General features: G+C 59.6%; 32 protein-coding genes. 16 read left to right on the plus strand and 16 right to left on the minus strand.

Annotation, left to right across the window (positions count from 1 at the left end; genetic code table 11):
* The first annotated feature begins 71 nt into the window (after positions 1–71).
* A complete protein-coding gene (locus KO492_RS04425; RefSeq protein WP_216043849.1) occupies positions 72–341 on the plus strand; it encodes a sulfurtransferase TusA family protein in 270 nt (89 codons plus the stop codon).
* Here KO492_RS04425 and mobA read toward each other — a convergent pair.
* Positions 328–951: a molybdenum cofactor guanylyltransferase MobA gene (mobA, locus tag KO492_RS04430; RefSeq protein WP_216043850.1), complete on the minus strand. Its 624-nt coding sequence runs from the start codon at positions 949–951 to the stop codon at positions 328–330. The genes KO492_RS04425 and mobA overlap by 14 nt on opposite strands.
* An 80-nt stretch (positions 952–1,031) precedes the next feature.
* On the opposite strand from mobA, the gene KO492_RS04435 reads away from it, so the two are divergent.
* From KO492_RS04435 to KO492_RS04450, 4 genes are all read left to right on the plus strand, one after another.
* A complete protein-coding gene (locus tag KO492_RS04435) occupies positions 1,032–1,529 on the plus strand; it encodes a DUF2478 domain-containing protein (protein ID WP_216043851.1) in 498 nt (165 codons plus the stop codon).
* A 603-nt stretch (positions 1,530–2,132) separates the two neighbouring features.
* A complete protein-coding gene (locus tag KO492_RS04440; protein ID WP_216043852.1) occupies positions 2,133–3,086 on the plus strand; it encodes a glycosyl transferase family protein in 954 nt (317 codons plus the stop codon).
* A 117-nt stretch (positions 3,087–3,203) separates the two neighbouring features.
* Positions 3,204–3,476: a hypothetical protein gene (locus KO492_RS04445; protein ID WP_216043853.1), complete on the plus strand. Its 273-nt coding sequence runs from the start codon at positions 3,204–3,206 to the stop codon at positions 3,474–3,476.
* Positions 3,477–3,531: 55 nt separating this feature from the next.
* On the plus strand, positions 3,532–3,684 hold the full coding sequence (locus KO492_RS04450) for a hypothetical protein (RefSeq protein ID WP_216043854.1): 153 nt from the start codon (positions 3,532–3,534) through the stop codon (positions 3,682–3,684).
* 89 nt (positions 3,685–3,773) lie between these two features.
* Here KO492_RS04450 and KO492_RS04455 read toward each other — a convergent pair whose 3' ends face one another.
* The 10 genes from KO492_RS04455 to ffh form a co-directional block, all read right to left on the minus strand.
* Positions 3,774–4,586, minus strand: a complete 813-nt coding sequence (locus tag KO492_RS04455; protein WP_216043855.1) for a division plane positioning ATPase MipZ — start codon at positions 4,584–4,586, stop codon at positions 3,774–3,776.
* Between the two features lie 314 nt (positions 4,587–4,900).
* The gene (gene rpmE / locus KO492_RS04460) at positions 4,901–5,122 is read right to left on the minus strand and encodes a 50S ribosomal protein L31 (RefSeq protein WP_066608661.1); all 222 of its coding nucleotides are present in this window, start codon (positions 5,120–5,122) and stop codon (positions 4,901–4,903) included.
* 11 nt (positions 5,123–5,133) lie between these two features.
* Complete coding sequence (gene rplS / locus KO492_RS04465; protein WP_066608665.1) at positions 5,134–5,508, minus strand: 50S ribosomal protein L19; 375 nt, start codon at positions 5,506–5,508, stop codon at positions 5,134–5,136.
* A 267-nt stretch (positions 5,509–5,775) separates the two neighbouring features.
* Complete coding sequence (gene trmD, locus KO492_RS04470; RefSeq protein WP_216044327.1) at positions 5,776–6,600, minus strand: tRNA (guanosine(37)-N1)-methyltransferase TrmD; 825 nt, start codon at positions 6,598–6,600, stop codon at positions 5,776–5,778.
* Between the two features lie 5 nt (positions 6,601–6,605).
* Positions 6,606–7,115: a ribosome maturation factor RimM gene (rimM, locus tag KO492_RS04475; protein WP_216043856.1), complete on the minus strand. Its 510-nt coding sequence runs from the start codon at positions 7,113–7,115 to the stop codon at positions 6,606–6,608.
* Between the two features lie 78 nt (positions 7,116–7,193).
* The gene (bluB, locus tag KO492_RS04480) at positions 7,194–7,841 is read right to left on the minus strand and encodes a 5,6-dimethylbenzimidazole synthase (protein WP_216043857.1); all 648 of its coding nucleotides are present in this window, start codon (positions 7,839–7,841) and stop codon (positions 7,194–7,196) included.
* 197 nt (positions 7,842–8,038) lie between these two features.
* A complete protein-coding gene (rpsP, locus tag KO492_RS04485; protein ID WP_066608676.1) occupies positions 8,039–8,425 on the minus strand; it encodes a 30S ribosomal protein S16 in 387 nt (128 codons plus the stop codon).
* A gap of 48 nt (positions 8,426–8,473) precedes the next feature.
* Positions 8,474–8,773: a chorismate mutase gene (locus tag KO492_RS04490; RefSeq protein ID WP_216043858.1), complete on the minus strand. Its 300-nt coding sequence runs from the start codon at positions 8,771–8,773 to the stop codon at positions 8,474–8,476.
* Positions 8,774–8,861: 88 nt separating this feature from the next.
* Positions 8,862–9,410, minus strand: coding sequence for a GNAT family N-acetyltransferase (locus tag KO492_RS04495; protein ID WP_216043859.1), 549 nt, complete (start codon positions 9,408–9,410; stop codon positions 8,862–8,864).
* Between the two features lie 2 nt (positions 9,411–9,412).
* Complete coding sequence (ffh, locus tag KO492_RS04500) at positions 9,413–10,915, minus strand: signal recognition particle protein (protein ID WP_216043860.1); 1,503 nt, start codon at positions 10,913–10,915, stop codon at positions 9,413–9,415.
* Between the two features lie 388 nt (positions 10,916–11,303).
* On the opposite strand from ffh, the gene KO492_RS04505 reads away from it, so the two are divergent.
* The 3 genes from KO492_RS04505 (at position 11,304) to KO492_RS04515 (ending at position 14,231) form a co-directional block, all read left to right on the plus strand.
* A complete protein-coding gene (locus tag KO492_RS04505; RefSeq protein ID WP_216043861.1) occupies positions 11,304–12,122 on the plus strand; it encodes a putative nucleotide-diphospho-sugar transferase in 819 nt (272 codons plus the stop codon).
* Positions 12,123–12,189: 67 nt separating this feature from the next.
* Positions 12,190–13,086, plus strand: a complete 897-nt coding sequence (locus KO492_RS04510; RefSeq protein ID WP_216043862.1) for a LysR family transcriptional regulator — start codon at positions 12,190–12,192, stop codon at positions 13,084–13,086.
* Between the two features lie 245 nt (positions 13,087–13,331).
* Positions 13,332–14,231, plus strand: a complete 900-nt coding sequence (locus KO492_RS04515) for a DMT family transporter (protein WP_231730594.1) — start codon at positions 13,332–13,334, stop codon at positions 14,229–14,231.
* Between the two features lie 52 nt (positions 14,232–14,283).
* Here KO492_RS04515 and KO492_RS04520 read toward each other — a convergent pair whose 3' ends face one another.
* Positions 14,284–14,613 (minus strand): ArsR/SmtB family transcription factor, encoded by a 330-nt coding sequence (locus KO492_RS04520; RefSeq protein ID WP_216043863.1) that lies wholly within the window; start codon positions 14,611–14,613, stop codon positions 14,284–14,286.
* A gap of 229 nt (positions 14,614–14,842) precedes the next feature.
* On the opposite strand from KO492_RS04520, the gene KO492_RS04525 reads away from it, so the two are divergent.
* From KO492_RS04525 to KO492_RS04545, 5 genes are all read left to right on the plus strand, one after another.
* On the plus strand, positions 14,843–15,205 hold the full coding sequence (locus tag KO492_RS04525) for an AtpZ/AtpI family protein (protein WP_066608693.1): 363 nt from the start codon (positions 14,843–14,845) through the stop codon (positions 15,203–15,205).
* A 2-nt stretch (positions 15,206–15,207) separates the two neighbouring features.
* Positions 15,208–15,963 (plus strand): F0F1 ATP synthase subunit A, encoded by a 756-nt coding sequence (locus tag KO492_RS04530; RefSeq protein WP_066608695.1) that lies wholly within the window; start codon positions 15,208–15,210, stop codon positions 15,961–15,963.
* Positions 15,964–16,024: 61 nt separating this feature from the next.
* Entirely contained in the window at positions 16,025–16,261 is a 237-nt protein-coding gene (locus KO492_RS04535; protein WP_066608699.1) for a F0F1 ATP synthase subunit C, read from the plus strand.
* A gap of 116 nt (positions 16,262–16,377) precedes the next feature.
* On the plus strand, positions 16,378–16,929 hold the full coding sequence (locus KO492_RS04540; RefSeq protein WP_066608701.1) for a F0F1 ATP synthase subunit B': 552 nt from the start codon (positions 16,378–16,380) through the stop codon (positions 16,927–16,929).
* 4 nt (positions 16,930–16,933) lie between these two features.
* Positions 16,934–17,491: a F0F1 ATP synthase subunit B gene (locus tag KO492_RS04545; protein ID WP_216043864.1), complete on the plus strand. Its 558-nt coding sequence runs from the start codon at positions 16,934–16,936 to the stop codon at positions 17,489–17,491.
* 99 nt (positions 17,492–17,590) lie between these two features.
* On the opposite strand, the gene KO492_RS04550 is transcribed toward KO492_RS04545, so the two are convergent.
* The 3 genes from KO492_RS04550 to KO492_RS04560 form a co-directional block, all read right to left on the minus strand.
* Positions 17,591–18,361: a FadR/GntR family transcriptional regulator gene (locus KO492_RS04550; protein WP_216043865.1), complete on the minus strand. Its 771-nt coding sequence runs from the start codon at positions 18,359–18,361 to the stop codon at positions 17,591–17,593.
* A 106-nt stretch (positions 18,362–18,467) separates the two neighbouring features.
* Complete coding sequence (locus tag KO492_RS04555; RefSeq protein ID WP_216043866.1) at positions 18,468–19,118, minus strand: OmpA family protein; 651 nt, start codon at positions 19,116–19,118, stop codon at positions 18,468–18,470.
* Positions 19,119–19,222: 104 nt separating this feature from the next.
* Complete coding sequence (locus KO492_RS04560; RefSeq protein WP_436835694.1) at positions 19,223–20,110, minus strand: methylated-DNA--[protein]-cysteine S-methyltransferase; 888 nt, start codon at positions 20,108–20,110, stop codon at positions 19,223–19,225.
* Positions 20,111–20,139: 29 nt separating this feature from the next.
* Here KO492_RS04560 and KO492_RS04565 point away from each other — a divergent pair, with 29 nt between their 5' ends.
* From KO492_RS04565 to KO492_RS04575, 3 genes are read left to right on the plus strand one after another with little or no spacing between them, the layout of a single operon-like run.
* Positions 20,140–20,286 (plus strand): hypothetical protein, encoded by a 147-nt coding sequence (locus tag KO492_RS04565; RefSeq protein ID WP_216043867.1) that lies wholly within the window; start codon positions 20,140–20,142, stop codon positions 20,284–20,286.
* Between the two features lie 7 nt (positions 20,287–20,293).
* A complete protein-coding gene (gene nth / locus KO492_RS04570) occupies positions 20,294–20,941 on the plus strand; it encodes an endonuclease III (RefSeq protein WP_216043868.1) in 648 nt (215 codons plus the stop codon).
* Entirely contained in the window at positions 20,934–21,920 is a 987-nt protein-coding gene (locus tag KO492_RS04575) for an adenosine kinase (protein WP_216043869.1), read from the plus strand. Before nth ends, KO492_RS04575 begins: the two co-directional genes overlap by 8 nt.
* 102 nt (positions 21,921–22,022) lie before the next feature.
* On the opposite strand, the gene polA is transcribed toward KO492_RS04575, so the two are convergent.
* Positions 22,023–24,830 carry a DNA polymerase I gene (polA, locus tag KO492_RS04580; RefSeq protein ID WP_216043870.1) on the minus strand — a complete coding sequence of 936 codons (2,808 nt, stop codon included), beginning with the start codon at positions 24,828–24,830 and terminating at the stop codon, positions 22,023–22,025.
* Between the last annotated feature and the right edge of the window lie 6 nt (positions 24,831–24,836).

Below are 24,836 nucleotides of genomic sequence, written 5' to 3' on the forward strand. Positions count from 1 at the left end.
ACCGCAGGCAAGGCCCGCGCGAAAATCTTGTCTCTGGACAGGGGCCTCGGGCCTGCTCTAAGCCTCATCATATGAGTGCAACAACAGAACATTCTGACACGACCCACTGGGATGACGAGTGGGATGACGAACTGGACGCTGTGGGGCTGATCTGTCCCCTGCCGGTGCTCAAGGCGCGCAAACGCCTTTTGGCGATGGAGACAGGGCAGGTCTTGCGGCTACTGGCGTCAGACCCCGCCGCCGTGATCGACGTGCCGCATTTCTGTCAGGAGGCGGGCCATCACTACCTGTCGATGCAAGACGACGGTGAGACGCAAGCCTATCTGATCAAACGCGGCTGAGCAGGGACTCGGCTTGGGTGAGTTCTTCGGGCGTGTTGATGTTGAAGAACGGATCATTGGCCCCATCTGCCGCAAAGACCACAGGGATCACGCCCTTGCCCTCGGCAAATTGCCGCATCCGGCGCTGGTGCCGTTGAAGCGCGATCCGCAGATCATGACGCAAAGCCACAGGCCAAAGCCCGAAGGTCGGGTGCCAGTGGGTCTCTCCGGCCTCTTCTGTGACGGCCATGCCAAAGCCTTCGGGCTGGGAGACGGCATGGAGCCGCGCGACCAGATCGGTCGGGAAGAACGGCGTATCTGTCGCCACGGTCACAATGGCACTGAACCCCTTCATCGCGGCCCAGTCGAGACCCGCCAGCACACCGGCCAGCGGCCCTTGGGCCTCGGCGCGGCCATCGGGCAGGATCGGGTAGCCGAATTCGGCGTAGCGTTTCGGGTCGCCATTGGCGCTGATGGCCAGCGTGGCGCATTGCGGGGCGAGCCGGTCGATGATCCGCTCGATCAGGCGCGTGCCGCCCAACTCCATGAGACCCTTGTCGATCCCGCCAAGTCGCTCCGCCTGACCTCCGGCGAGAATGACGCCGGGTATTGCTCCGGGAACCTGTGCCATATTGTCTGCTCCCTCTATGAGCTTTCCCTTGGTGGTTCCATTTTGTATGGCTGGACGCAGCCAAATCAAGGGGCAATGCGATGCTTGCATATGTTATGACAGAGGGGCGGGGCGAAACGGACACCTTGCTCACGGCGTTTTCCGAGCGGTTGCTGGCCCAAGGATACCGTGTGACCGGTGCGGTCCAGATCAACACCGACCAACCCGATCTTCCCAAATGTCGCATGGATTTGAAACTTTTGCCCACGGGAAAACTGGTGCCGATTTCGCAAAGCCTCGGGGCCTTGTCGAAAGGCTGCCGCCTTGATCCGGCGGGGCTGGAGCAAGCGGTGCTTCATACAGAACAAGGGCTGGAGGCGGGGGCCGATCTGGTCGTCATCAACAAATTCGGCAAGCAGGAGGTCGAAGGCCGCGGGTTTCGCAGCCTGATCGGAGAGGCCCTGTCGCGGGGCGTTCCGGTTATCGTGGGCGTCAATGCCAAGAATATCGCGGGTTTCGAGGCTTTCGCAGGAGAGTTTGCACAGGCGCTGTCGCCGGAGGTTGAGGCCTTGATCCGATGGTTTGAGGGCAATTTGTGATCTGCCTGCAAGTTGGGCGGCGAGGGTTAAAAAACGAGCACTGTTGAGGCGGCCCTTCGGGCAGTGTCGGGGAATCGTTTCCTTTGCCTAGGGCATCGCGCGTATCGCGGTGCGCTTCGATATTTGATCATTTCCGAAGTGACGGGGTGCATACTCCGGTTGGGTTTCTAGTGTCGCCGGTTTTTCGACAGGCGCGCTTTTGATCTTTTTGCATAGAAACGCATAAATTTTGAGCTACTGCATGTATCTTCAGCAGATTTTTCCGAACGAGCGTGGAAAACACCTTTGCCAGCGCAGCAATTCACGCGAAATATAAGTTATCGCAAGGCAGAGATGCCGCGATACAGAACATTTCCCCGAAGATCGGGGATTCTGAATATGTCCCATTGATCGGGGCACAGAGCAAAGCCGCTCGATACACCGCTCTTCTCCTCCCAGGCGGTCTATCGGCGGCTTTTTTCGTGTTTGTTTCCCATCGACATGGCTTTGATGGCCACGGCCTTGCAGGCGGGGACGAATTGTGGCTCTTGTCGTTCGGAAATCGCGGCGTTGATCTCGCGCGTTGCCGCAAAACAAGCCGCAGAGTGAGGGGCGTGACACCCGATGAGCATTGCAGAATTTGTCCGTCTTCTTGGCCGCGGGCCGGGGCGTTCGCGGTCTTTGACACAAGACGAGGCCCATGAGGCCATGGCCCGCGTGCTGCGCGGGGAAGCGGCCCCCGAGAGCATTGGTGCGATGCTTATGCTCATGCGGATGAAGGGCGAAGTGCCTGAGGAACTGGCGGGGTTTACCGCTGCGTTTCGCGATGTGCTGACCGCTGTGCCGACCCCTGATCTCGATTGGCCGTCCTATGCCGCCGGACGGACCCGTGGCCTGCCGTGGTTCCTGTTGTCCGCGCGTCTGGTGGCGCGTGGGGGGCATAAGGTCTTGCTGCATGGCTGGAACGGTTTGGGGCAGAGCGGGCATCTGGTGCGCAAGGGCCTGTCGGATGCCGGTATCACCCGTTGCGCGGGGCCGGATGAGGCGGCGGAGGTTCTGGCGCGGGACAATATTGCTTACCTGCCTCTGGAAGGTTTCTCGCCCGCTCTTTTGCGCTTGTTGCAACTGCGCGCGGATTTCGGGCTGCGGTCCTGTCTCAACACCGTGGCGCGGATGCTCAACCCCGGTGGGGCAGGGGCTTCGGTCCAAGGTGTGTTCCATCCGCCCTATCGAGAGTTGCAGGCCGATGCTTCGCATCTTCTGGGGCTGAAAGCCATGTCTGTCATTAAGGGCGGTGGCGGTGAGTTCGAGCGCAATCCCACGAAAGATATTCAGGTGTTCGGCCTGAGAGACGGAAAACCGTGGGAGATGCTTTTGCCGCCGAGCCTTGAGGACACGCGCAAGCTCAATGATGGCGAAACCGATGTGTCGCGGCTCTCCGCGCTTTGGCGGGGTGATCTGGATGATCCGTTTGCCGAGGCGATTGTGCTGGCGACAGCGGCGCTGGCGTTGGACACCTTGGGCGTCGAAAACGCCGAAGCGCGCGCGGCGGAGCTTTGGCAGACACGCCATATCTAGTGATCGACCTCCATTTTACCACGAAATCCGACCTGCTTTGTCATGACTTGGCCCGATTCTCGCCACTTTGCGGTAGGAGACTGACCCCAGACCCCGCAAGAAGAAGGAGGCCGGAGATTGGATATCTTGGCAAAAGGACAAGCGCTCTATCAGGACTGGACTTCCGGCCTGACTGCGGCGGATAATGTGACGCTTCTGGCCATTGGTTTCGGCCTCATGATCTTCGCCGTGGCCGCCTTGTTGTGGCAGCGCAGCCGTGAGAAGGGCGATGCCAATAATGTGCGGGTCTCGGAATATGCCGAGTCGGTGAGAGCCGTTCCGGGCGAACGTCATGTCGTGGCTAAGCAAAAAGGCGATGCCTTCCTGCGCCGCATTGACCAGTTGGCCTGATTGACGGAGGTGAGCTGGCAAGTCTTTGTTAAGATATTTGTGCGAGAGTCACTTTATGTTCAAAATGGTTTTCAGCGCAGTACTGTGTGCCGGTCTCACTCTAGGCTTTATTCTGGCGAAACCGGAGAGGTTTCGCCGTAGCTCTCAAAGTGAATTGGCGGCACAGCGTTTAACCGCAGAGGCGATCACGGTGATTCGGATCGACTAGGACGCCGGATCGATTAGGGCAGGTGTCGCTTTAAGGCGGCTAGAGACGCCTTAAAGTCTTTTGTGACAGGCTTTGAAGTTCGGCATCCTTTAGATGTCGACCTCGACTCCCGGCAAATTCAATTCTTTCAGCAATTCGCGCACTTCCTGACGTGCGGCCACGTTGGAAATATTCAGCGCGGATTTGACGCCGACATCTTTTAGATCAAGAAGCGTCAGCCCGCGCGGGAAAAGTTCGCGGAAGATCACGCGCTCGGAAAAGCCCGGAGCAACACGAAAGCCGATGCGCTTGGACAGTTCTTCCAAAGCGGCCCCGATTTTTTTCTTGTTGTGCATCGCCTGTGCGCCAAGACGGTTGCGCAGCACGACCCAGTCAATCGGCTTCAATCCGGCCTGCGCTCGCAACTGCCGTGCGTTCCAGACCATTTCGGAATAAACCGACGGGCCGAGAATTTTATTGGTATCCGGATCAACGCGGGCCAGAAGGTCAAAGTCGATGAAACTGTCGTTCATCGGTGTGATCAGCGTGTCCGCAAGCGTGTGGGCCACTTGCGACAGGCGGGTGTGCGAACCGGGGCAGTCGATCAGGATGAAGTCGCAGCTGTCTTCCAGACCGGCCACCGCCATCGACAAGCGGCGGTCATAGATATTCTCGCCCTCGGCCAGATCGGAGGCTTCGACCTGCGGCAGGTCGCGATATTCCGGCGTGGCCAGTTCGATCCCTTCGCGCAGGCAATAGCTCAGGCGGTTTTCCAGATAGCGTGCAAAGGTCTTTTGGCGCAGGTCCAGATCCAGCGCACCAACCCGATGCCCGAGGCGCGACAGCGCCGTTGCCACATGCATGGAGACGGTGGATTTCCCCGCTCCGCCTTTTTCGTTCCCGACAATGATAATATGCGCCACGTCCCGACTTCCCGTTTCTTGCCGCGCTTATCTGCGCGTTTGTAAACCGTTTGTTTCTGTATGCCGTTGATCGCGGTCCCTGTGCAAGAGGGTTCGCGCCATGAAAGTGTTTCACGAAATGCCCGATGGGGAAATTTTCGGGAAATCCCGTATAACCTATTGATGAAGCGCGAATATCGCAATCGTCTTGTGTGGCAGACCTGCCGCGAATGGCGCGTAGGCAAGGGGGCTTTGGGGGCGGAATGTTCGGCGGCAGGCAAAGAAAAAGGCCCGCATTGCTGCGGGCCTTTTCAAACATGCACTGTAAGTCGGGCTTAGAAGCCGAGGCCAGCGTATTTGTTTTTGAACTTGGACACACGACCGCCAGCATCCATGAGGCGGGAGTTGCCACCGGTCCATGCCGGGTGTGCGGACGGATCGATGTCGAGCGCCAGCGTGTCGCCTTCTGCACCCCAAGTGGAGCGCATTTTGACGATCGTACCATCGGTCATTTTGACGTCGATGAAGTGGTAATCGGGATGGATATCGTTTTTCATCGGTGCGATCCTCAGGCTTCGAGCGGCTTGTAGTTGGTGACTTCCGCGATACGTGCGGATTTGCCGCGACGCGAACGCAGGTAATAGAGCTTGGAACGACGGACTTTACCGCGACGCACAACCTCAATCGAGTCAATGTTGGTGGAGTAGAGCGGGAACACACGTTCCACACCTTCACCAAAAGAAATCTTGCGAACCGTGAAGGAACCGGCAATGCCTTTGCCGTTCTTACGGGAGATGCAGACACCTTCGTAATTCTGCACACGGGTGCGAGTGCCTTCGGTCACTTTGTAACCGACGCGAATGGTGTCACCGGCTTTGAAATCCGGGATAGTCTTGCCGAGAGCTTCGATTTGCTCGGCTTCAAGCTGGGCGATAAGATCCATCGCTTAAACTCCAATTTGCTCGTGGTTTTGTCCACGAAGGTTTCAACTGCCCCAGAGCTCCGCGTCTTCGATCGGGTCCGCATTGATCCCGTTTGGGTGCGCCCGCCGGAGGGTTCAGGTCGTCTTTGCTTTGAACATTCTGCCTTGGCTCTGTTGGACGGAGAAGAAGCCGTCCGGCGAATAGCAAAAAGGTCTGTGCGTCGAATCCCGATGCCAGACGGGCGGTGTATAAGCTGCACACCGGTTTCGATCAAGAGGGATCGGCCTTTATTTCTTGGCTTTCTGCGCCTTTTGGGCGGCCTGATAGGCGTCCCACATGTCCGGTCTGCGCTCTTGGGTGATCTTCTCCGCCATTTTCTGACGCCATTCGGCAATCTTGCCGTGGTGGCCGGACATCAGAACCTCCGGAATCGGCAGGCCGCGCCATTCGGCGGGGCGGGTGAATTGCGGATGTTCCAACAGACCGTTGGCGTGGCTCTCGTCCTCGATGCTTTCGGCATTTCCCAAGACACCGGGCAGGAGACGCACAGTGGCGTCGATCATGGCTTGCGCGGCAATCTCGCCGCCTGTGAGGACGAAATCGCCCAGAGAGACCTCTTCGATCCCGTAGTGAAAGAGAACGCGGTCATCCACGCCTTCAAACCGGCCACAGATCATCGTGATCCCGCGGGCCTTGGACCAGCGTTTCGCGGTCGCCTGATCAAAGCGTTTGCCGCGCGGGCTGAGGTAGACCAGCGGCCATTGGGCGCGGTCTTCTGGGGCGCCGTTCATTGCAAAGTCGATGGCATTGCCCATCACATCGGGGCGGATCACCATGCCTGCACCGCCGCCTGCCGGTGTGTCGTCAACATTGCGGTGCTTGCCTTCGCCAAATTCACGCAGCCGGATTTTCTCCAACTGCCATTTGCCGTCCTGAAGCGCCTTGCCCGTCAGGCTTTCGCCCAGAACACCGGGGAAGGCTTCGGGAAAGAGAGTGATGACCTTGGCCTTCCAGACCCCCGCGAGGTCGGGGGTGTTGGTCATCAACTCGCTGGGTTTGAGCGTCGGGCGCACGGCCAGACGGCCATGGGATTTCGGGGCATTGTCCGTCATGTCACTCACTCGAAAAGCCCTTCGGGCGGGTCCGCGATGATGCGGCCCGAAGCGAGATCAACGGTGGGCACATTGGCCATGGTAAAGGGCAGCAGGACCGAGGCCTTGAGGTTCGGCCCGTGCACTTCCAACAAATCGCCCGCGCCGTGGTTGAGGACGTTGCGCACCTGTCCCAATTCCGTGCCGCCCGTGTCGAGCACCGTCAGTCCGATCAGGTCTGCGTGGTAATACTCGTCGTCGGGAAGGGAGGGCAGGGTGTCACGTTCGGCGAAAAGCGTCACGCCTTTGAGCGCGTCGGCCTCTTCCTTGCTCTCGATACCCTTGATCTGTCCGGCGAACCCGTTCTTGATCGCGCGGGTGAGGGTCAGGTCGAAGGTTCTCGTCCCGTCCTCGGAGGTCAGGGGCGCATAGTCGGCAATGGCCTCCGGCTCGGCGCAAAAGCTTTTGATCCGCACTTCGCCATGGACGCCATAAGCCCCCGCGATGGCTCCGACGATGATCCGCGTGTCAGTCATGCTTTGCTCTCTGTTTGTTGCCGAAAAATCTTAGATCGTTTCGGAGGAAGTTTGAAGCTCTGGCGTGTGCGCCGCTGCCTAGCGGTCCAGAATGTCGAGGGTTGCGTCGCGGGTCTCATATCCTTGGGTCTGCAACTCCGGCTCGCTCGCGTCGTGGTCGGGGTAGCCGACACACAGATAGCCCACCAACGCCCAAGAGGGAGGCAGGTCGAGATCGGTCTTCAACTGCGCCTGATCCATACGCGAGACCCAGCCCATGCCGATTCCTTCGGCGCGCAGGGCGAGCCAGAATTGCATGATGGCGGTGGCCACCGAGTATTCGAGCACTTGCGGAATAGGCGAGAGGTCCAGCGGATGGTCCTGTGAGGCGGAAGGGTCACTCAGGACGGCATATTGCACCGGCGCGTCCTCAAGCCCTTTGAGCTTTTGTGCGGCGAAGCTCTGGGCCGCTTCACCGTCCTGACCGGACAGGGCGGAGGTGTTGAATGTCTTGAAATTCCCGATCACAGCGGCGCGGGCCGCCTCGCTTTTGACCGCGACGAGACGCCAGGGCTGGGTCAGGCTCACGGAGGGCGCGAGGGTGAAGGCCTTGAGGCAGCGCTCCAGCGCCTGCGGGTTCACGGCGATGGGCTGGAACTTCCGCACATCACGACGCCAGCGCATAAGTTCGGTAAAATCATTACGAAAAGCGGTCGAAAACTGCCCGAATGCAGCGAGTTTTGTCATGTCTGTTTTCCAGTGTTGGCTCAGAAATGAAGCGCCATAATGGCTCTGTCGGGATCAAGTCTGATAGTGTGCAATCCCGCTGTCCAGCGGAAAGCCCTGTTTTTGCCCATATTTGTAGAGCAAAGGGAAAAGGCGCAGGTGTTGGACACCTGCGCCTGAAAAAGCACGAAGCTCGCAAGGGATACCCCTTTGAAGACTTACTCTTCTGCGGCTTCTTCAGCCGGAGCAGCAGCAGCTTCAGCGGCGGCAGCGGCTTTGGCAGCTTTCTCTTCAGCGCGGTCCTGAGCTTTTTTGCCCGGGACGGCTTTTTTCGGGTTGTTGCGTTCTTTTTTCTCAAGAACACCAGCAGCTTCGAGCATGCGGGACACGCGGTCGGTCGGCTGTGCGCCCTGGCCGAGCCAGTATTGCACGCGCTCCAGATCCATTTTCACGCGATCTTCGCTGTCTTTCGGCAGAAGCGGGTTGTAGGTGCCCAGTTTCTCGATGAAGCGGCCGTCACGCGGCATGCGCGAATCGGAAGCCACGATGCTGTAGAACGGGCGTTTTTTGGAACCGCCGCGGGCGAGACGAATTTTCATAGCCATGATGTGTTTCTCCTAAGTCTGACTATTGAGCCAAGGTCTTGTAAGTCCTTAGCAATCTTGGTGTTTTTCGTGATGGTGGATGACTTCCTGAATGATGAATTTCAGGAACTCTTTTGCGAATTCCGGATCGAGGTCCGCGCGTTTTGCGAGGTCTTCGAGACGGGCAATCTGTTTTTCCTCACGCGCCGGATCGGACGGCGGAAGGTTGTGTTCGGCCTTGAGTTTCCCCACGGCCTGCGTGTGTTTGAACCGCTCGCCAAGGGTATAGACGAGGATCGCGTCGAGCCGGTCGATGCTCTCGCGATGCTCTTTGAGCACTTCTGCGGCGCGTTTCTGGGTCTCGTTCATTGCAGCGATCTCCCTGCAAAATATCCTGTCGGCATCGCGTCGGACAAGCGTCGGACTTCTGTCGGGCATGCGGGGCGGAACATACGGGTCATGCGTAGGCCTCCATACCACCGTCTTGCAGGACGTCGATTGTGGGGTGACGGTAGACAACGGTTTGCGCAAGGCTCTCGCCATCAGGGCGCAGGGCGGTGTCGTCGCGCACGGCGCCGAGCCGTTCGGCCAGAGCGATGGAGCGGGCGTTCTTAGGGTCGATATAGGACACAAGCGTGTCGCGCCCCATCTCGACATAGGCGTAATCGCGGGCGGCCATCGCGGCCTCTGCGGCAAAGCCGTGCCCTTCGGCCTCGGAGGTGAGCATCCAGCCCAGTTCCAACTCGGGGAAATGGTCCGGCTTCAACAGCGCGACCTGCCCGATGAACTTTCCGTCCTCAAGCCGGTCCACCGCCCAAGCGCCATGACCGAACAGCTGCCATTGCGCCACATCGGAGCAAAAGCTGAACCACGCCTGACGACGCTGCAACTGTCCCATGTAGCTGGCGCGATCCGAGGAGAAGACATCGGCATAGGCATCGAAATCGTCGATCCTGTGCGCGCGCAATCTCAGGCGCTGGGTTTCTATGGTGGGGGCGAGGGTCATGTTTATTTCTTTTTCCCGAAGCCCGAGAGACCCGGCGGCAAAGCGCCACCCAGACCCGGCAGGCCACCCATGCCTTTGGGCATCGCGCCGCCCAGAGCTTTGGTCGCTTCGGCCATCTTGGACGGATCCATGTCCTCAAGCCCTTGCGGGCCGCCTTTGCCCATCATGCCTTTGAGCGCCTGTTTGAACATGCCGCCCTTCATCTTGCTCATCTTCTTCATCGCATCCGACATCTGGCGGTGCATTTTGATGAGCTGGTTCAATTCGGAGACCTCAAGACCCGCACCTTTGGCGATCCGCTTCTTGCGCGAGGCTTGCAGAATCTGCGGATTGGCACGCTCTTTCTTGGTCATCGAGTTGATGAGCGCGATCTGGCGTTTGAACACGCTGTCGTCGAATCCGCTTTGCTTGATCTGGGCGGCGGCTTTTTTCATGCCCGGCATCATGCCCATGATGCTTTCCATGCCGCCCATTTTCTGCATCTGCTCAAGCTGCATCTTCATGTCGTTCATGTTGAAGCGACCTTTGGCAAAGCGCCGCGCCATCTTTTCGGCCTGTTCGGCCTCGATGGTGTCCTGCGCTTTTTCCACGAGTGCGACAATGTCGCCCATGCCAAGGATGCGGCCCGCAACGCGGTCGGGATGGAACTCTTCGAGCGCGTCCATCTTTTCGCCCAGACCGACGAATTTGATCGGCTTGCCGGTGACCGCACGCATGGAGAGCGCCGCACCGCCGCGACCGTCCCCGTCCATACGGGTCAGCACAACGCCGGAAATGCCGATGCGCCCGTCGAAATTCTCTGCCGTATGCACAGCATCCTGACCGGTCAGGCCATCGACCACCAGAAGCGTCTCACGCGGGGAGGTGATCGCTTTGACTTCCTCGACCTCGGCCATAAGCGTGTCATCGATGGACAGGCGGCCCGCCGTGTCGAGCATATAGACATCATAGCCCGCCATAGAGGCCTGTTGCTTGGCGCGTTTGGCGATATCTGCAGGGCTTTGACCCGGCACGATGGGCAGGGTGTCGACGCCGATCTGTTCGCCCAGCACCTTGAGCTGGTCCATAGCCGCCGGACGGTAAACGTCGAGCGAGGCCATGAGCACGCGCTTGCCGTGCTTTTCCTTCAGGCGCTTGGCGAGTTTCGCCGTGGTGGTGGTTTTACCGCCACCTTGCAGACCGACCATGAGAATCGGTGCGGGCGGGTTGTCCACCTTGAGCGTGCCGATGTCGGCTTCGTCACCTTGCAGCACATGCACCAGTTCGTCATGCACGATCTTGACGACCTGCTGACCGGGTGTGACGGATTTGGTGACGGCCTGTCCGGTGGCTTTTTCCGTGACGGCTTTGACGAAGTCACGCGCGACGGGCAGCGACACGTCCGCTTCCAGCAGGGCGACACGGACTTCGCGCAGCGCGGTTTTTACATCGTCTTCAGACAGGGCACCTTGTTTGGTGAGCTTGTCGAAGACGCCGGAGAGGCGATCAGACAGATTTTCAAACATGGGCCGTTCTCCTGTTTGCGCCCTGTGGAATGACCCGTTCAAAGGGTGTCCGGCGGGCAGGGGCCGTTGACGATATACTTCATCTGGGGACGAAGCGGCGAATGTGAACCCCGTTCAATGCACCTTGGCCCCCGTGGGCGTATAACGCTGACGGGGGGCGATCCTGGCATATAGCCTGAGGACCGGAAGATGCACACTTCCGGGAAATTTGATCCGCTCTCTACGCGCGTGTCCGCAGTGAGTCAAGTCAAAGCGCCTGATAGAGCACGCGGTGAGTGTGTGGCGCGGATGGGTGTGTGTCAGGGAGACGGGCGCGGCAATTGCTCTGGAATGTCCGGTCTTGCGCGCTAGACTTGTGGCAAGGCCCGCTCGGGAGGATATACTATAGATGCAAGACTTACAGAACACCGCGTCGGAGCAGGGCCATGTGACCTGTGGCGTGCTTTATGTTGCGAGCGGGGCGGATTATGTCGATCTGGCGATCCAGTCGGCGCGGTCCCTGCGCGAGCACGAGCCGGAGATCGCGATTGATCTGGTGACCGACCTGCCGGAGAACCTGCCCGCCGGTCTCTTTGATCGGGTCACGGCACGATATGACATGCACGAGCGCGAAAAGCTGCGTGCCATGCCTGTGTCGCGTTTCGAGCGCACTTTATATGTCGACAGCGATACGCTCTTTGTGGCGCCTCTGGGGGATCTCTTTGACATTCTCGACCGGTTCGACTGTGCGCTCTGTCATGATGTGCGCCGTGACTGGTCGCTGATCCGGCAGGGGCGGGACCATGCAACGCCCTATGCGTTCCCGCAGCACAATTCCGGCGTTTTTCTCTACCGGCGCAGCCCTGTGATGCTGGCGTTTCTCAAGGAGTGGGCCGAGAGGTTCTTTGCCGATGACACTGTGTTGCGCGACCAGATCATCCTCAAGGACATGCTCTGGGAAAGTGATCTGCGCTATTATGTGTTGCCGCCGGAGTTCAACCTGCGCCGTGTGACGGTGCTTGATGCGTGGGAGCCTCTGGATGCGGTGCCGACCATTGTGCATTCGCACCGGTTTCAGGACCACATGCGCGGGCGCGGGGCACGGATTGCGACGCTGGAGGCTTTGCTGGAGGCCGAACGTGCGGCGTTGAAGGTGGAGTGGCGCGGCGATCTGCCGGAGGCGGCGGAGCGTTGGGCGGAATTAAGAAACCCGCAACGCGCAAAATAGCTTGCAATTTCCAACAGACAGCGGGATGATCCGTGCAAACTGTTCTTTTGCGCACATGAGGTCGCCAATGTCCGTCGAAAACTGGGATGAGTTCCGCACTGCCTTTCAGGTTGCCAAAATGGGCACCGTGTCCGGCGCGGCTCAGGCGCTGGGCGTGCACCACGCCACGGTGATCCGCCATATTGATGCGCTGGAATCCCGTTTGGGGGTCAAGCTCTTCCAACGCCACGCGCGCGGCTACACACCGACCGAGGCGGGGCTGGACGTGTTGAAAGTCGCGCAAACCACCGATGATCAACTGTCGCAGCTTGTCTCGCGCATCAAGGGGCGCGGCGAAGAGGTTGCGGGCGAGTTGGTCGTCACCTCGCTGCCGGGGATGGGGCCGCTTCTGGCACCGGTTCTGGCCGAGTTCCAACGCGAGCATCCGGCGCTGTCCGTGCGCTATCTCACGGGCGAGCGGGTGTTCCGGCTGGAATATGGCGAGGCTCATGTCGCCATTCGCGCAGGTCGCCCGCCGCAAGAGCCGGACAATGTGGTGCAGCCCTTCTACAGTCAGGACATAGGGCTCTATGCCCACCAGCGCTATTTCGACACCTATGGCGAGCCGCAGGGTGAAGGAGACGCGCTGGCGAAGGAATTGCGCTTTATCTCGATGGACGACAGCCATTCGCGCGCGCCTTTCGTGATCTGGATCAACGAGAATGTGCCGGCAAGCAACGTGGTCTTCCGCACTTCCGACATGGGCGCGATGAACGACGCCATCAACGCGGGCGCAGGTGTCGGGTTCATGCCGACATGGATGGCGCATGGCCGCGAGAATATCAGGGAAATCCTGCCGGCGAGACCGGAATGGGGCAGCCAGAACTGGATTGTCACCCATGTCGACCTGCACCGGACTCCGAAGGTGCAGGCCTTTCTCACCTTCCTCAAAGCGCGCGCCAAGGAGTGGCCCGGCGCGAAGTAACCTCCCGCACCAAAGAGTGTCGCCTGACGGAATTTGCGCCCGACATGTGCGCAAGCGGACAATGGACCTGTGCTCGCGCTGCCGTTAAAGCGTCTTTCGATTGTCCCGTGCTGCAAGGTTTCGGGGCCTGTGCCATGCAACATATTGATGTCGCGGCCTTTCACGTCCGACCGGTCTTCCGGTCCGGTTTGAGATCCTTTAGATGGCACAAGATTTTAGAAATGTCTTGAGAGGGAGTTTTGCCCGTGCCCCATATTGCAGCAGCCAAAGACCGCCGGAACGGCCATCTGGCGATGTTGACCTTTTCCTGTCTTGTTGCCGGGTCTTTCTCCCTCGGCGCAATGGCGGCCAATGAAATCACGCCTCTGGCGCTCAACGGCGTGCGCTTTGTCGCGGCGGCGATTTTTGTGGGCATCATGGCGATGGCCACGGGCGGCATCCCGCGTGCCTCGCTGCGCCAGCCGTGGCGCTACGCCATTCTGGGCGGCATCTTCGCGCTCTATTTCGTGATGATGTTTGTCGGCCTGAAAACCGCCGAACCGGTCTCTGCCTCTGCCGTCTTTACCCTGACACCGCTTCTTGCGGCGGGGTTCGGCTATCTGATCATGCGCCAGATCACCACGCGTCGCATCGCCCTTGCGCTGGCAACCGGCGCGGTGGGCGCGCTTTGGGTGATCTTTCGCGGCGATATTCACGCTTTTCTGGCCTTTCACATCGGACGCGGGGAAGCGCTCTATTTCATCGGCGTAGTGGCCCATGCGCTCTACACGCCGCTGGTGCCGCGGCTGCATCGGGGCGAACGCACGCTGGTGTTCACCTTTTTCATCCTGTCCGCCGCCTCGCTTGCGATCCTGTTGCTGGGCTGGCGGGATGTGGTCGAGACCGACTGGGCCCATCTTCCGGCCATCGTCTGGATCGCGCTGGGCTATATTACCGTCTTTGCCACCACCACCTCGGCAACGCTTCTGGCCTATGCCTCTGTGCGGCTGGCGGCGGCCAAGGTCATGGCCTACACCTATCTCGTGCCCTCATGGGTGATCATCTGGGAAATCCTTCTGGGCCACGGCACGCCGCCTGCGCTGGTCTTCGGCGGGATCGGCCTGACGGTTCTGGCGCTCTATCTTCTGTTGAAGCACGAAGCCTGACGCTAAGCCTGATACAGGGTCAGGCGCGGGGCAGACGCGGGCGCACCAGAGGTTACGCCCCGTCTGACAGTTCGCGTTCCAGAAACCGTTCCAGCCCGTCGAGATCAATCTCCTCGAACTGGCCAAACCCCTGCATCCAGACCGACGCGGCGCGCATGGCGTCCGGCTCCAGCTTGCACCATTTCACCCGCCCGCGCTTTTCCTGCGCGATCAGTCCGGCGCGGGTCAGAATGGAGAGGTGTTTGGAGATCGCGGCTAAAGACATCTCGAAAGGCTCGGCCACATCCGTGACCGCCATGTCATCTTCCAGCAGCATCATCAGGATCGCCCGACGGGTCGGGTCGCCGAGGGCTGCGAAGATGAGGTCGAGATCATGTGCCATGTGTTTGCGATAGGAGGAAGCGCGGCTTTGGTCAACCATCTGGTTGAATAACGAAAGCGAGAGCATTTTGCGCTAACGGGGATGCCTTGCGGGGCAGGGCGGTTTTCTGATGGTTGAAATGCTCAATAAAAACAACGTCATATGTCGCACGCCAAGGCTTCAATTCCACATTGACTCTAAACGCCCTCCCGCATAGCTTGCCCGCAAATGACCGCAGGGGGCTTTTCATATGTCCGAACCGCATGATCCCAAGCGTTTGCACGCTTTGGAAGAGCGGCTCGCGAAGATGAAAGAGGCGCAGAAGCCGAAAACCTCCCGCGGGGAAGAGCACTTTTCCCAAGCCAATATGGCATGGCGGATGGTGACGGAACTAGTGGCCGGTCTGTTGATCGGTTTTGGCATGGGGTTCGGCTTGGACAAGCTGTTGGGGACTTCCCCGCTTTTCCTCGTGCTGTTTATCGGATTTGGTCTCGCGGCCGGCGTCAAAACCATGATGCGCACGGCGAAAGAGATCGAGAGGGGCCAGATCGCCGAACAGGCGGCGGCCAATGAGACGAACGCGGGGACACCCGCACCTGATGAGAGGGATTGAACGTGGCGACTGAAGCACATGGTTCCGAGAGCAGCCTTGTTTTCCACCCGATGGACCAGTTCAAGGTCACGCCGCTCTTTGGCGACGGTCCGGTGCACTGGTACACGATCACCAATGTGACGCTCTGGATGGCGCTCGCCGTTGTCGGTGTGATCCTGCTTCTGGTTGTCGGTTCGCGCAGCCGTTCCATCGTGCCGACCAAGGGCCAGTCTGTTGCAGAGCTGACCTACGGTTTCGTTTACAAGATGATCGAGGATGTGACCGGCAAGGATGCCGTGAAATACTTCCCCTATGTGATGACGTTGTTCATCTTCATCGTGTTCTCGAACATGCTGGGCCTTCTGCCGCTGTCGTTTACCACCACATCGCACATCGCGGTGACCGGTGTGCTGGCGCTTCTGGTGTTTGTCTTTGTGACGGTTCTGGGCTTTGTCAAAAACGGCTCGAAATTCCTCGCCCTGTTCTGGGTCAGCTCCGCACCGATGGCCGTGCGTCCGCTTCTTGCCGTGATCGAGCTGATTTCCTACTTCGTGCGTCCGGTCAGCCACTCCATTCGTCTGGCGGGCAACATGATGGCCGGTCACGCCGTGATCAAGGTTTTCGCAGGGTTTGCTGCCATTGCGGCGATCTCTCCGGTGTCCATTCTGGCGATCACCGCCATGTATGGTCTCGAAATTCTCGTGGCCTTCATTCAGGCCTACGTCTTCACCATTCTGACCTGTGTCTATCTGAAAGACGCGCTGCATCCGGTCCACTAAGGCCCGCAGTAAACAGGTTCGAAATCCTATCCAGCCAATTCCAACGTAAGGAGATACCACAATGGAAGGCAATATCGCAGAACTCGGCAAATACATCGGTGTTGGTCTGACCGCTATCGGCATGGGCGGCGCAGCAATGGGTGTGGGCAACGTAGCAGGTAACTACCTCTCCGGCGCTCTTCGCAACCCGTCCGCCGCAGCTTCGCAAACCGCGACGCTCTTCATCGGCATGGCCTTCGCAGAAGCTCTGGGGATCTTCTCGTTCCTCGTCGCTCTGCTTCTGATGTTCGCCGTCTGATCCGACGCTCCATCCTTACGGCAGGGTGGGACTTCCATAGTCCCACCCTCGCGTAACATCAGGAGTCTTGTTCTCCCGTCATTTCGGGGGATTTCGGTCAGAACCAGGAGGTTAAGATGGCAACAGATACGCATGGGGCCGAAACCCACGCTGCAGATGCCGCACATGCTGCCGCTGAGGCAGGGATGCCGCAGCTGGACTTTGCGACATTCCCCAACCAGATTTTCTGGCTTCTCGTCACGCTTGTCGTGATCTATTTCGTGCTGTCCAAGATCGCACTGCCGCGCATCTCTTCGGTGCTCGCCGAGCGTTCCGGCACGATCATGAATGATATTTCCGCCGCCGAAGAGCTCAAGCTCAAGGCAAAAGAAGCGGAAGAGGCATATAACGCTGCTCTGGCAGAGGCGAAAGCCAAGGCCCAGCAGATCGCGGGCGAAGCCCGTGCGGCCATTCAGGCCGATCTTGACGCAGCGACCGCCAAGGCCGATGCCCAGATCGCCGCGAAAGCCGCTGAATCTGAAAAAGCGATTGCCGCAATCCGCGACGGTGCCATGGACAGCGTGAAAGACGTTGCCAAGGAAACCGCCAAGGAACTCGTCGCCGCCATGGGCAGCACTGCCGATGGTCGCACGATCAACGCGGCAGTCACCGCACGGTTGAAAGGCTAAGGACATGAAAAAACTTTCCCTCCTTCTCGCTCTCACCGTCGCAAGCCCGGCCTTTGCCGCGTCCGGCCCGTTCTTTTCGCTCAAGAACACCAACTTCGTTGTGCTTCTGGGCTTTCTGGTCTTCATCGGTATCCTGATCTGGAAAAAGGTTCCGGCGATGATCGGCGGTATGCTCGACCAGCGCGCCGAAGGCATCAAAGCCGAACTGGACGAAGCCCGCACCCTGCGCGAAGAGGCACAGTCGATCCTCGCATCCTACGAGCGCAAACAGCGCGAAGTGCAGGAACAAGCCGACGCCATCGTGGCTCAGGCGAAGAAAGATTCCGAAGCGGCCGCTGCGAAAGCGAAAGAGGATCTGAAATCCTCCATCGCCCGTCGCGTTGCTGCCGCCGAAGAGCAAATTAGCGCTGCCGAAGCTGCCGCCATCCGCGAAGTGCGCGACACGGCTGTGGACGTGGCCATTGCGGCGGCCTCCGACGTGATCGCGAAGAAAATGTCTGCGGCGGAAGCCAATGATCTGATCGACAACGCGATTGCCGATGTGAGCGCCAAGCTGCACTAAGACGTTCTGATCTTCTGACCGGATCGGATCGACCCTGATCAAGACAAGCCCCGCCCTTTCCGGCGGGGCTTTTTCATGGGCAATTATCAGGGAAAATGGTTAGCTGCGCGCCTGCTCGTGTTTGAATCTGAGCTTGGCGACTTCTTCGTTGTGCTCGAACTTCTGCTGATCCAGCAAAGCCTCTTCAACATAATCGAGATGCCGCGTGACAGCGGCGCGGGCGGCCTCCGGATCACGGGTCTGGAGCGCATCGTTAATGGCCCTGTGCTGGTCCAGAAGCTGCGCGCGGTTGGTGCGCTGTTTGAACATCACGGAGCGGTTGTAGAACACCCCTTCACGCAAAAGATCGAACATCGAACGCATCATGTGCAGCATGATCACGTTATGCGAGGCTTCAATGATCGAGAGGTGGAACTCCGCGTCCAGTCGCGCCTCCTCCGTGGGATTGCGCTTGGGATGAGCGGCTTCCATCTTTTCGAAAATTGTTTGGATGACCTTCAGATCGGTGTCGGAGGCCATCCGCGCCGCACGCTCTGCCGCGAGCCCCTCCATATCGCGGCGAAAGGCGATATAGTCGAACACCGCCTCGGTATGCGCCCCGAAGAGCCGCACAAGCGCGGGAGAGAAGGCGGAGCCCAGAACATCGGCCACGAAGATGCCCGCGCTCGCACGGGTCTCCAGAAGCCCCTTTTCAGTCAAGTCCGCCACAGCCTCGCGCACAGAGGGGCGAGACACGCCCAGCCGTTCGGAGAGATCGCGCTCGGACGGGAGCCGCTCTCCGGGCCGCAAAATCCCGCGCAGAATAAGAAGCTCGATCTGTTTTGCGACAGAGGAGCTGAGTTTTTCGGCGTTGATTTTCTGAAATGGCATAGCAACCCCTGAATTTGATTGGTCAGATTATATGACCATTATCGTGGTGGAGCTATGAAAAAAGGCCGGAACATTGTCCGGCCTTTTGAATGGTCTGAAACGCGGATCAGGCCGAAGTCGGCGTGATGATGATTTCCACGCGACGGTTTTGGGCGCGGCCCTCTGCGGTCAGGTTGGTGGCGACCGGTTGATCCTCGCCACGGCCAAAGGCATGCACGCGACCTGTGGAGACGCCATTGGCGGTCAGGATGGTCGCAACAGCCGAGGCGCGGCGGGTGGAGAGCTCTTGGTTATAAGAGGCGCTGCCGGTGTTGTCGGTGTGGCCGATGACTTGCACGGTGGTGTTCGGATAGTCCTGCAAGTTGTAGGCCAGCGTGCGCAGATCGGATTGCAGCGAGGGCACGACCACGGCGCTGTCCGTGGCGAACAGGATGTCTTGCGGCATGGTCACGATCAGTTGCGAACCGGTGTTGACGATTTGCACGTCGTCATTGCCGAGGTCCTGACGCAGATCGGCGGCCTGTTTGTCAAGCTGCTGACCGATGGCACCGCCCACAGCCCCGCCGATCATCGCGCCCACGGCGACTTTGGCGAGTTTGTCATTGCTGCCGGATGTGGCGGCGGCGGTGATCCCGCCCAGAGCGGCACCGAGTGCAACGCCCTGAGTGGCTTTGGAATTGGTGTCGTAAGTGTCCATACAGGCGCTCAGTCCGAAAGACGCGACCAGCGGGATGGCGATAAATAGCGGGGATTTCATTTGGATCCTCCTTGAAAAACTGCTCTTGACGCCGATTTTACCGTTCTATGACGCCACTCGCACGATGGATTTGCGGTGTTCACGAAAATGTGGCGGGTTTTCGCTCAGATGTGTTGTTCTTCGGCCTGTGCGGTTTCATAGGCCAGCAGCGCGCGCTTGACCGGAAGGCCCCAATGGTAGCCGCCCAAGGCCCCTGTTTTGCGCAGCACGCGGTGGCAGGGGATCAGCCAGCTGACCGGATTGCGCCCGACCGCAGTGCCCACGGCGCGCACGGCTTTGGGGCTGCCGATGCGGCGGGCGATATCGGAATAGGTGGTGACCTGCCCAGACGGAATGGCGAGAAGTGCTTCCCAGACCTTGATCTGGAACGGGGCACCCAAGAGGTGCAGCTTCATCTCGCCGCCACCAATCGCAGCCTCGACATAGGGGCGGACCTGTTCGGGCGCGTGTATGAAGTCGGCTTTGGGCCAACGGCTTGCGAGATCGTCATAGGCGGCCTGTTTGCTACATTCGGAGGCAAAGGCCATTGCGCAGAGCCCGCGTGGCGTGGCCATGGCGAGGCTCGGACCGAAGGGCGTGTCGAACCAGCCGTAGGAGATCGAAAGCCCGTCGCCTTTGCGGGCGAATTCGCCGGGGGTCATGGCCTCCCAGCGCACAAAGAGATCATGCAGCCGCCCCGTGCCGGACAGGCCCGTGGCCTCGGTCGTGTCGAGCAGCGTGTGGTTCTGGTCAATCAATGCCTTGGCATGGCCGAGGGTCAGATATTGCTGGAAGCGTTTCGGGGAGACACCGGCCCATTGGCTGAAGGTCTTTTGCAAATGGAACGGTGACATGCCCAGTTCATCGGCCAGCGCATCCAGTGGCAGGGGCAGGGCGGCCTTGTCCAGAATCTCGATGGCGCGGCGGATCACCTGATAATGATAGCGGTCTTCGTCCTGCGCCGGAGATGCGGCTGGAAGCGCGTCTTGGGGGTTTGGCACGGGGTTTGGCACAGGCTTGCTCCGGTGAAACGAGATTGGTTGTGAAAAGCCTAGCCTTTGCGGCGGGATTTGCCGACCCGAAACTTGCGCCTAATCCCCGCGCCCGCACCTCTCAAAGCCTTGGATACGGTTCCGTGGCGGCCATTCCCATCAAACGGCTTGCCCAGACGGTTCTGACAAGGCATTAGACGCCCCATGGTCCAGCAACTCGATTACCAAACGATCCGCGAGATATTCACCCGTTTTCAGGCGGCAGAGCCCGAGCCCAAAGGGGAGCTCGAGCATACGAACGCCTATACCCTGCTCGTGGCGGTCGCCCTGTCCGCGCAAGCGACGGATAAAGGGGTGAACAAAGCCACCAAAGAGCTGTTCAAAATCGCCGACACGCCGCAGAAGATGCTTGATCTGGGCGAAGAGGGGCTGATCGAACATATCAAAACCATCGGGCTGTATCGCAACAAGGCGAAAAACGTCATCAAGATGAGCCGGATTCTCGTTGAGGAATACGGCGGCGAAGTGCCCTCGTCGCGGGCCGCTCTGGAAAGCCTTCCGGGCGTTGGCCGCAAAACCGCCAATGTGGTGCTCAATATGTGGTGGCATGTGCCGACACAGGCCGTAGACACGCATATCTTCCGCTTCGGCAACCGCTCCGGCGTGGCTGTGGGCAAGGATGTCGTCGCGGTTGAACGCGCCATCGAAGACAATATCCCCGCCGAATTCCAACAACACGCGCATCACTGGATGATCCTGCACGGACGTTATGTCTGTAAGGCGCGTAAACCTTTGTGCAGCACGTGTCTGATCCGCGACCTCTGCATGTATGAGGAGAAAAACCTTGACTAAAACCTATCAGGTTGTCGGCATCGGCAACGCAATCGTCGATGTGATTACACAGGCGGATGACAGTTTCCTCGAACTCATGGGGATCGAGAAAGGCATCATGCAACTGGTGGAGCGCGAGCGCGGCGAATTGCTCTACAGCTCCATGACCAACCGCGTTCAGACGCCGGGCGGCTCTGTGGCCAACACGCTGGCAGGACTTGGCGGGCTGGGGCTAAAAACCGGCTTTATCGGGCGCGTCCACGACGATGCGTTGGGGCGCTTCTACGCAGCCGAAATGGAAGCCGACGGCACCGCCTTCGTCAACCGCCCCGTGCCGGGCGGCGAGCTTCCCACCTCGCGCTCGATGATCTTCGTCTCGCCGGACGGGGAGCGCTCGATGAACACCTATCTGGGCATCTCATCGGAAATCTCCGCCGATGATGTCGCTCAATCTGTGGCCGCCGACACGGAGATCATGTTCCTCGAAGGCTATCTCTACGACAAACCCCAAGGCAAACACGCGTTCAATCAGGCCGCGAAACTGACCAAAGCCGCAGGCGGAAAGGTCGGCATTTCGCTCTCCGATCCGTTCTGTGTGGACCGCCACCGCGACGACTTCCGCAAATTCGTCAAAGAGCTGGATTTCGTGATCGGCAACGAACACGAATGGGAAAGCCTCTACCAAAGCGACCTGTCCAGTGCTCTGGAAACCGCCGCCTCCGAATCCGGCCTCGTGGTCTGCACGCGCTCAGGCTCGGATGTGGTGCTGGTGCAGGGCGAGGAAGAAGCGGTGGTGCCGGTCAAACGGGTGCAGCCCGTGGACACGACCGGCGCAGGAGACCAGTTCGCGGCAGGCTTTCTCTACGGCTATGCGACGGGGCAGAGCCTCGCGACCTGTGGCCGGATGGGTTGTATCGCCGCAGGTGAGGTGATCTCCCACATCGGGCCGCGTCCGGAAACGGATATGAAACAGCTTTTCCGCAAAGAAGGGCTGATCTGATTTCGGCTTTCTGATGGCTTTAAATACTCGGACGGCGCGGGAATTTCCCGCGCCGTTTTCTTTTGAGTATTTCCGGCAGCAAAGGAGACGCCACGCACGGCGCTAGTGCGCCTCGGCCCAGTTGTCGCCAATGCCCGCGTCCACTTCGATGGGGACATCGAGCTTCACCGCCGGATCGGAGGCGGTTTCCATCACATCCTTGACCACTTCGATCACCTGATCGCAGGCATCCTCGTCCACCTCGAAGATCAATTCGTCATGCACCTGCAACAGCATGGTGGCGGGGAGGTCCTTGATCGCTTCGGGCATACGGATCATGGCGCGGCGGATGATGTCGGCGGCGGAGCCCTGAATCGGGGCGTTGATCGCCTGACGTTTGGCAAAGCCCGCCTGCGGTCCTTTGGCGCCGATTTCCGGTGTATGGATTTTGCGGCCGAACAGGGTCTCGACATATTTATGCTCTTTGGCGAAGGCGACCGTGTCATCCATATAGGTGCGGATGCCGGGGAAGCGTTCGAAATAGCGGTCGATAAAGCCCTGTGCCTCCTTGCGCGGGATACGCAGGTTGCGGGCGAGACCGAAGCCGGAGATGCCGTAGATCACGCCGAAGTTGATGGCCTTGGCCTGACGGCGCACCATCGGGTCCATGCCTTCGATCGGGACATTGAACATCTCGGAGGCGGTCATGGCGTGAATGTCCAGCCCGTCGCGGAAGGCCTGTTTGAGGCTTTCGATATTTGCGACATGGGCGAGGATGCGCAGCTCGATCTGGGAATAGTCGAGCGAGATCAGCTTTTTGCCTTTCGGCGCGATAAAGGCCTCGCGGATGCGGCGGCCCTCTTCCGAGCGCACGGGGATGTTTTGCAGGTTGGGATCGGATGAGGCCAGTCGCCCCGTCACGGCACCGGTTTGCACATAGGATGTATGCACGCGGCCTGTTTCGGGATGGATGAAGGTCTGAAGCGCGTCCGTATAGGTCGATTTGAGTTTCGACAGTTGCCGCCAGTCCAGAACGCGCGCGGGCAGGTCGTGTTCGGTGGCGAGGTCTTCGAGCACATCTGCAGGGGTGGAATATTTGCCGGTCTTGCCCTTCTTGCCGCCCTCAAGCCCCATTTTCTCGAACAGGATTTCGCCGAGCTGCGCGGGGCTGCCGACGTTGAAGCTTTCGCCTGCAAGTTCGTGAATCTCGGCTTCCAGCCCCGCCATTTTCTGGGCAAAGGCATTGGACATGCGCGAGAGCACATCGCGGTCCACGAGGATGCCGGCCATTTCCATTTGTGCCAGCACGGGCGAGAGCGGGCGCTCCAGCGTTTCATAGACCGTGGTGACTTTCTCCGCGTGAAGCCGCGGTTTGAGCACCTGCCACAGCCGCAGCGTGATATCGGCGTCCTCGGCGGCATATTCGACGGCTTTTCCGATCTCGACCTTGTCAAAGGTGATCGCGGATTTGCCGCTGCCCAGAAGCTCTTTGGTCGGGATCGGGGTATGGTTCAGATAGCGTTCAGAGAGCGCATCCATGCCGTGATTGTGGAGCCCCGCGTTGAGCGCATAGGACAACAGCATCGTGTCGTCATAGGGCGCGACGCGGACGCCGTGACGGGCAAAGATCTTGGCGTCATACTTCATGTTCTGGCCGATCTTGAGAATGCTCTCATCCTCAAGCATCGGTTTGAGCGCATCGAGCACCATGTTTTTCGACAGTTGCCCGTCTACAAGGTTCGAGCCGCCAAAGAGATCATCCTCGCCCAGCGTGTGACCGACGGGGATATAGCATGCCTCGCCCGGCTCGACGCAAAGCGACACGCCGACCAGATCGGCCTGCATCTCGTCAAGGCCCGTGGTTTCTGTGTCCACGGCGACATAGCCGCGCGCATAGATGGCGTCGATCCACCGCTCCAGCGCGCCCATTGTGGTGACTTTTTCGTAAGACGAGGTGTCAAAGGGCTTGGCCTCGGGCGCGGCAGGTGCATCCGGTGAGGATGCGGCAGAGGGGGCAGGGGCGTCGGGAATGGCCGGTGCCTCGACGCCAAACCGTTCGGCGACGCGTTTGACAATGGTGCGGAATTCCATCTCGGAGAGGAAGGCCAGAAGTTTCTCCGTATCCGGTTCCTTGACCTCAAGGCTGTCGAGGGTGAAATCCAGTTCCATGTCGCAGTCCAGCTTGACCAGATCGCGGGAGATGCGGATCAGCTCGGCATTTTCGATCAGGGTCTGGCGGCGTTTGGGCTGTTTGATCTCTTCGGCCCGCGCCAGAAGCGTTTCGAGATCGCCGTATTCGTTGATCAGAAGGGCGGCGGTCTTGATCCCGATGCCGGGCGCGCCGGGGACGTTATCGACCGAGTCGCCGGCAAGCGCCTGCACATCGACGACGCGCTCCGGTCCGACGCCGAATTTCTCCTCGACCCCTTCGCGGTCGATGCGTTTGTTCTTCATCGGGTCCAGCATCTCGACCCCGCCTCCGACAAGCTGCATCAGATCCTTGTCCGAGGAAATGATCGTCACGCGCCCGCCTGCATCACGCGCCTGATGGGACAGGGTGCCGATGATGTCGTCGGCTTCGAAGCCCTCGATCTCGATACAGGCGACATTGAAGGCGCGGGTGGCCTCGCGCGTCAGCGGGAACTGCGGCACGAGGTCTTCGGGCGCGGGCGGGCGGTTGGCCTTGTAGGCGGAATAGAGATCGTTGCGGAAGGTCTTGCCGGAATAGTCGAAAATCACCGCGGCGTGAGTCGGAGCATCCGAGCCGGTGTTGGCCTCGATATAGCGGTAGAGCATATTGCAAAACCCGCTGACCGCCCCGATCGGCAGCCCGTCCGATTTGCGGGTGAGCGGCGGAAGCGCGTGGTAGGCGCGGAAAATAAAGGCCGATCCGTCGATGAGGTGAAGGTGGCTGCCTTTTCCGAATGTCATGCGCGT

The organism is Celeribacter halophilus (assembly GCF_018860305.1).
Lineage (GTDB): Bacteria > Pseudomonadota > Alphaproteobacteria > Rhodobacterales > Rhodobacteraceae > Celeribacter > Celeribacter halophilus_A.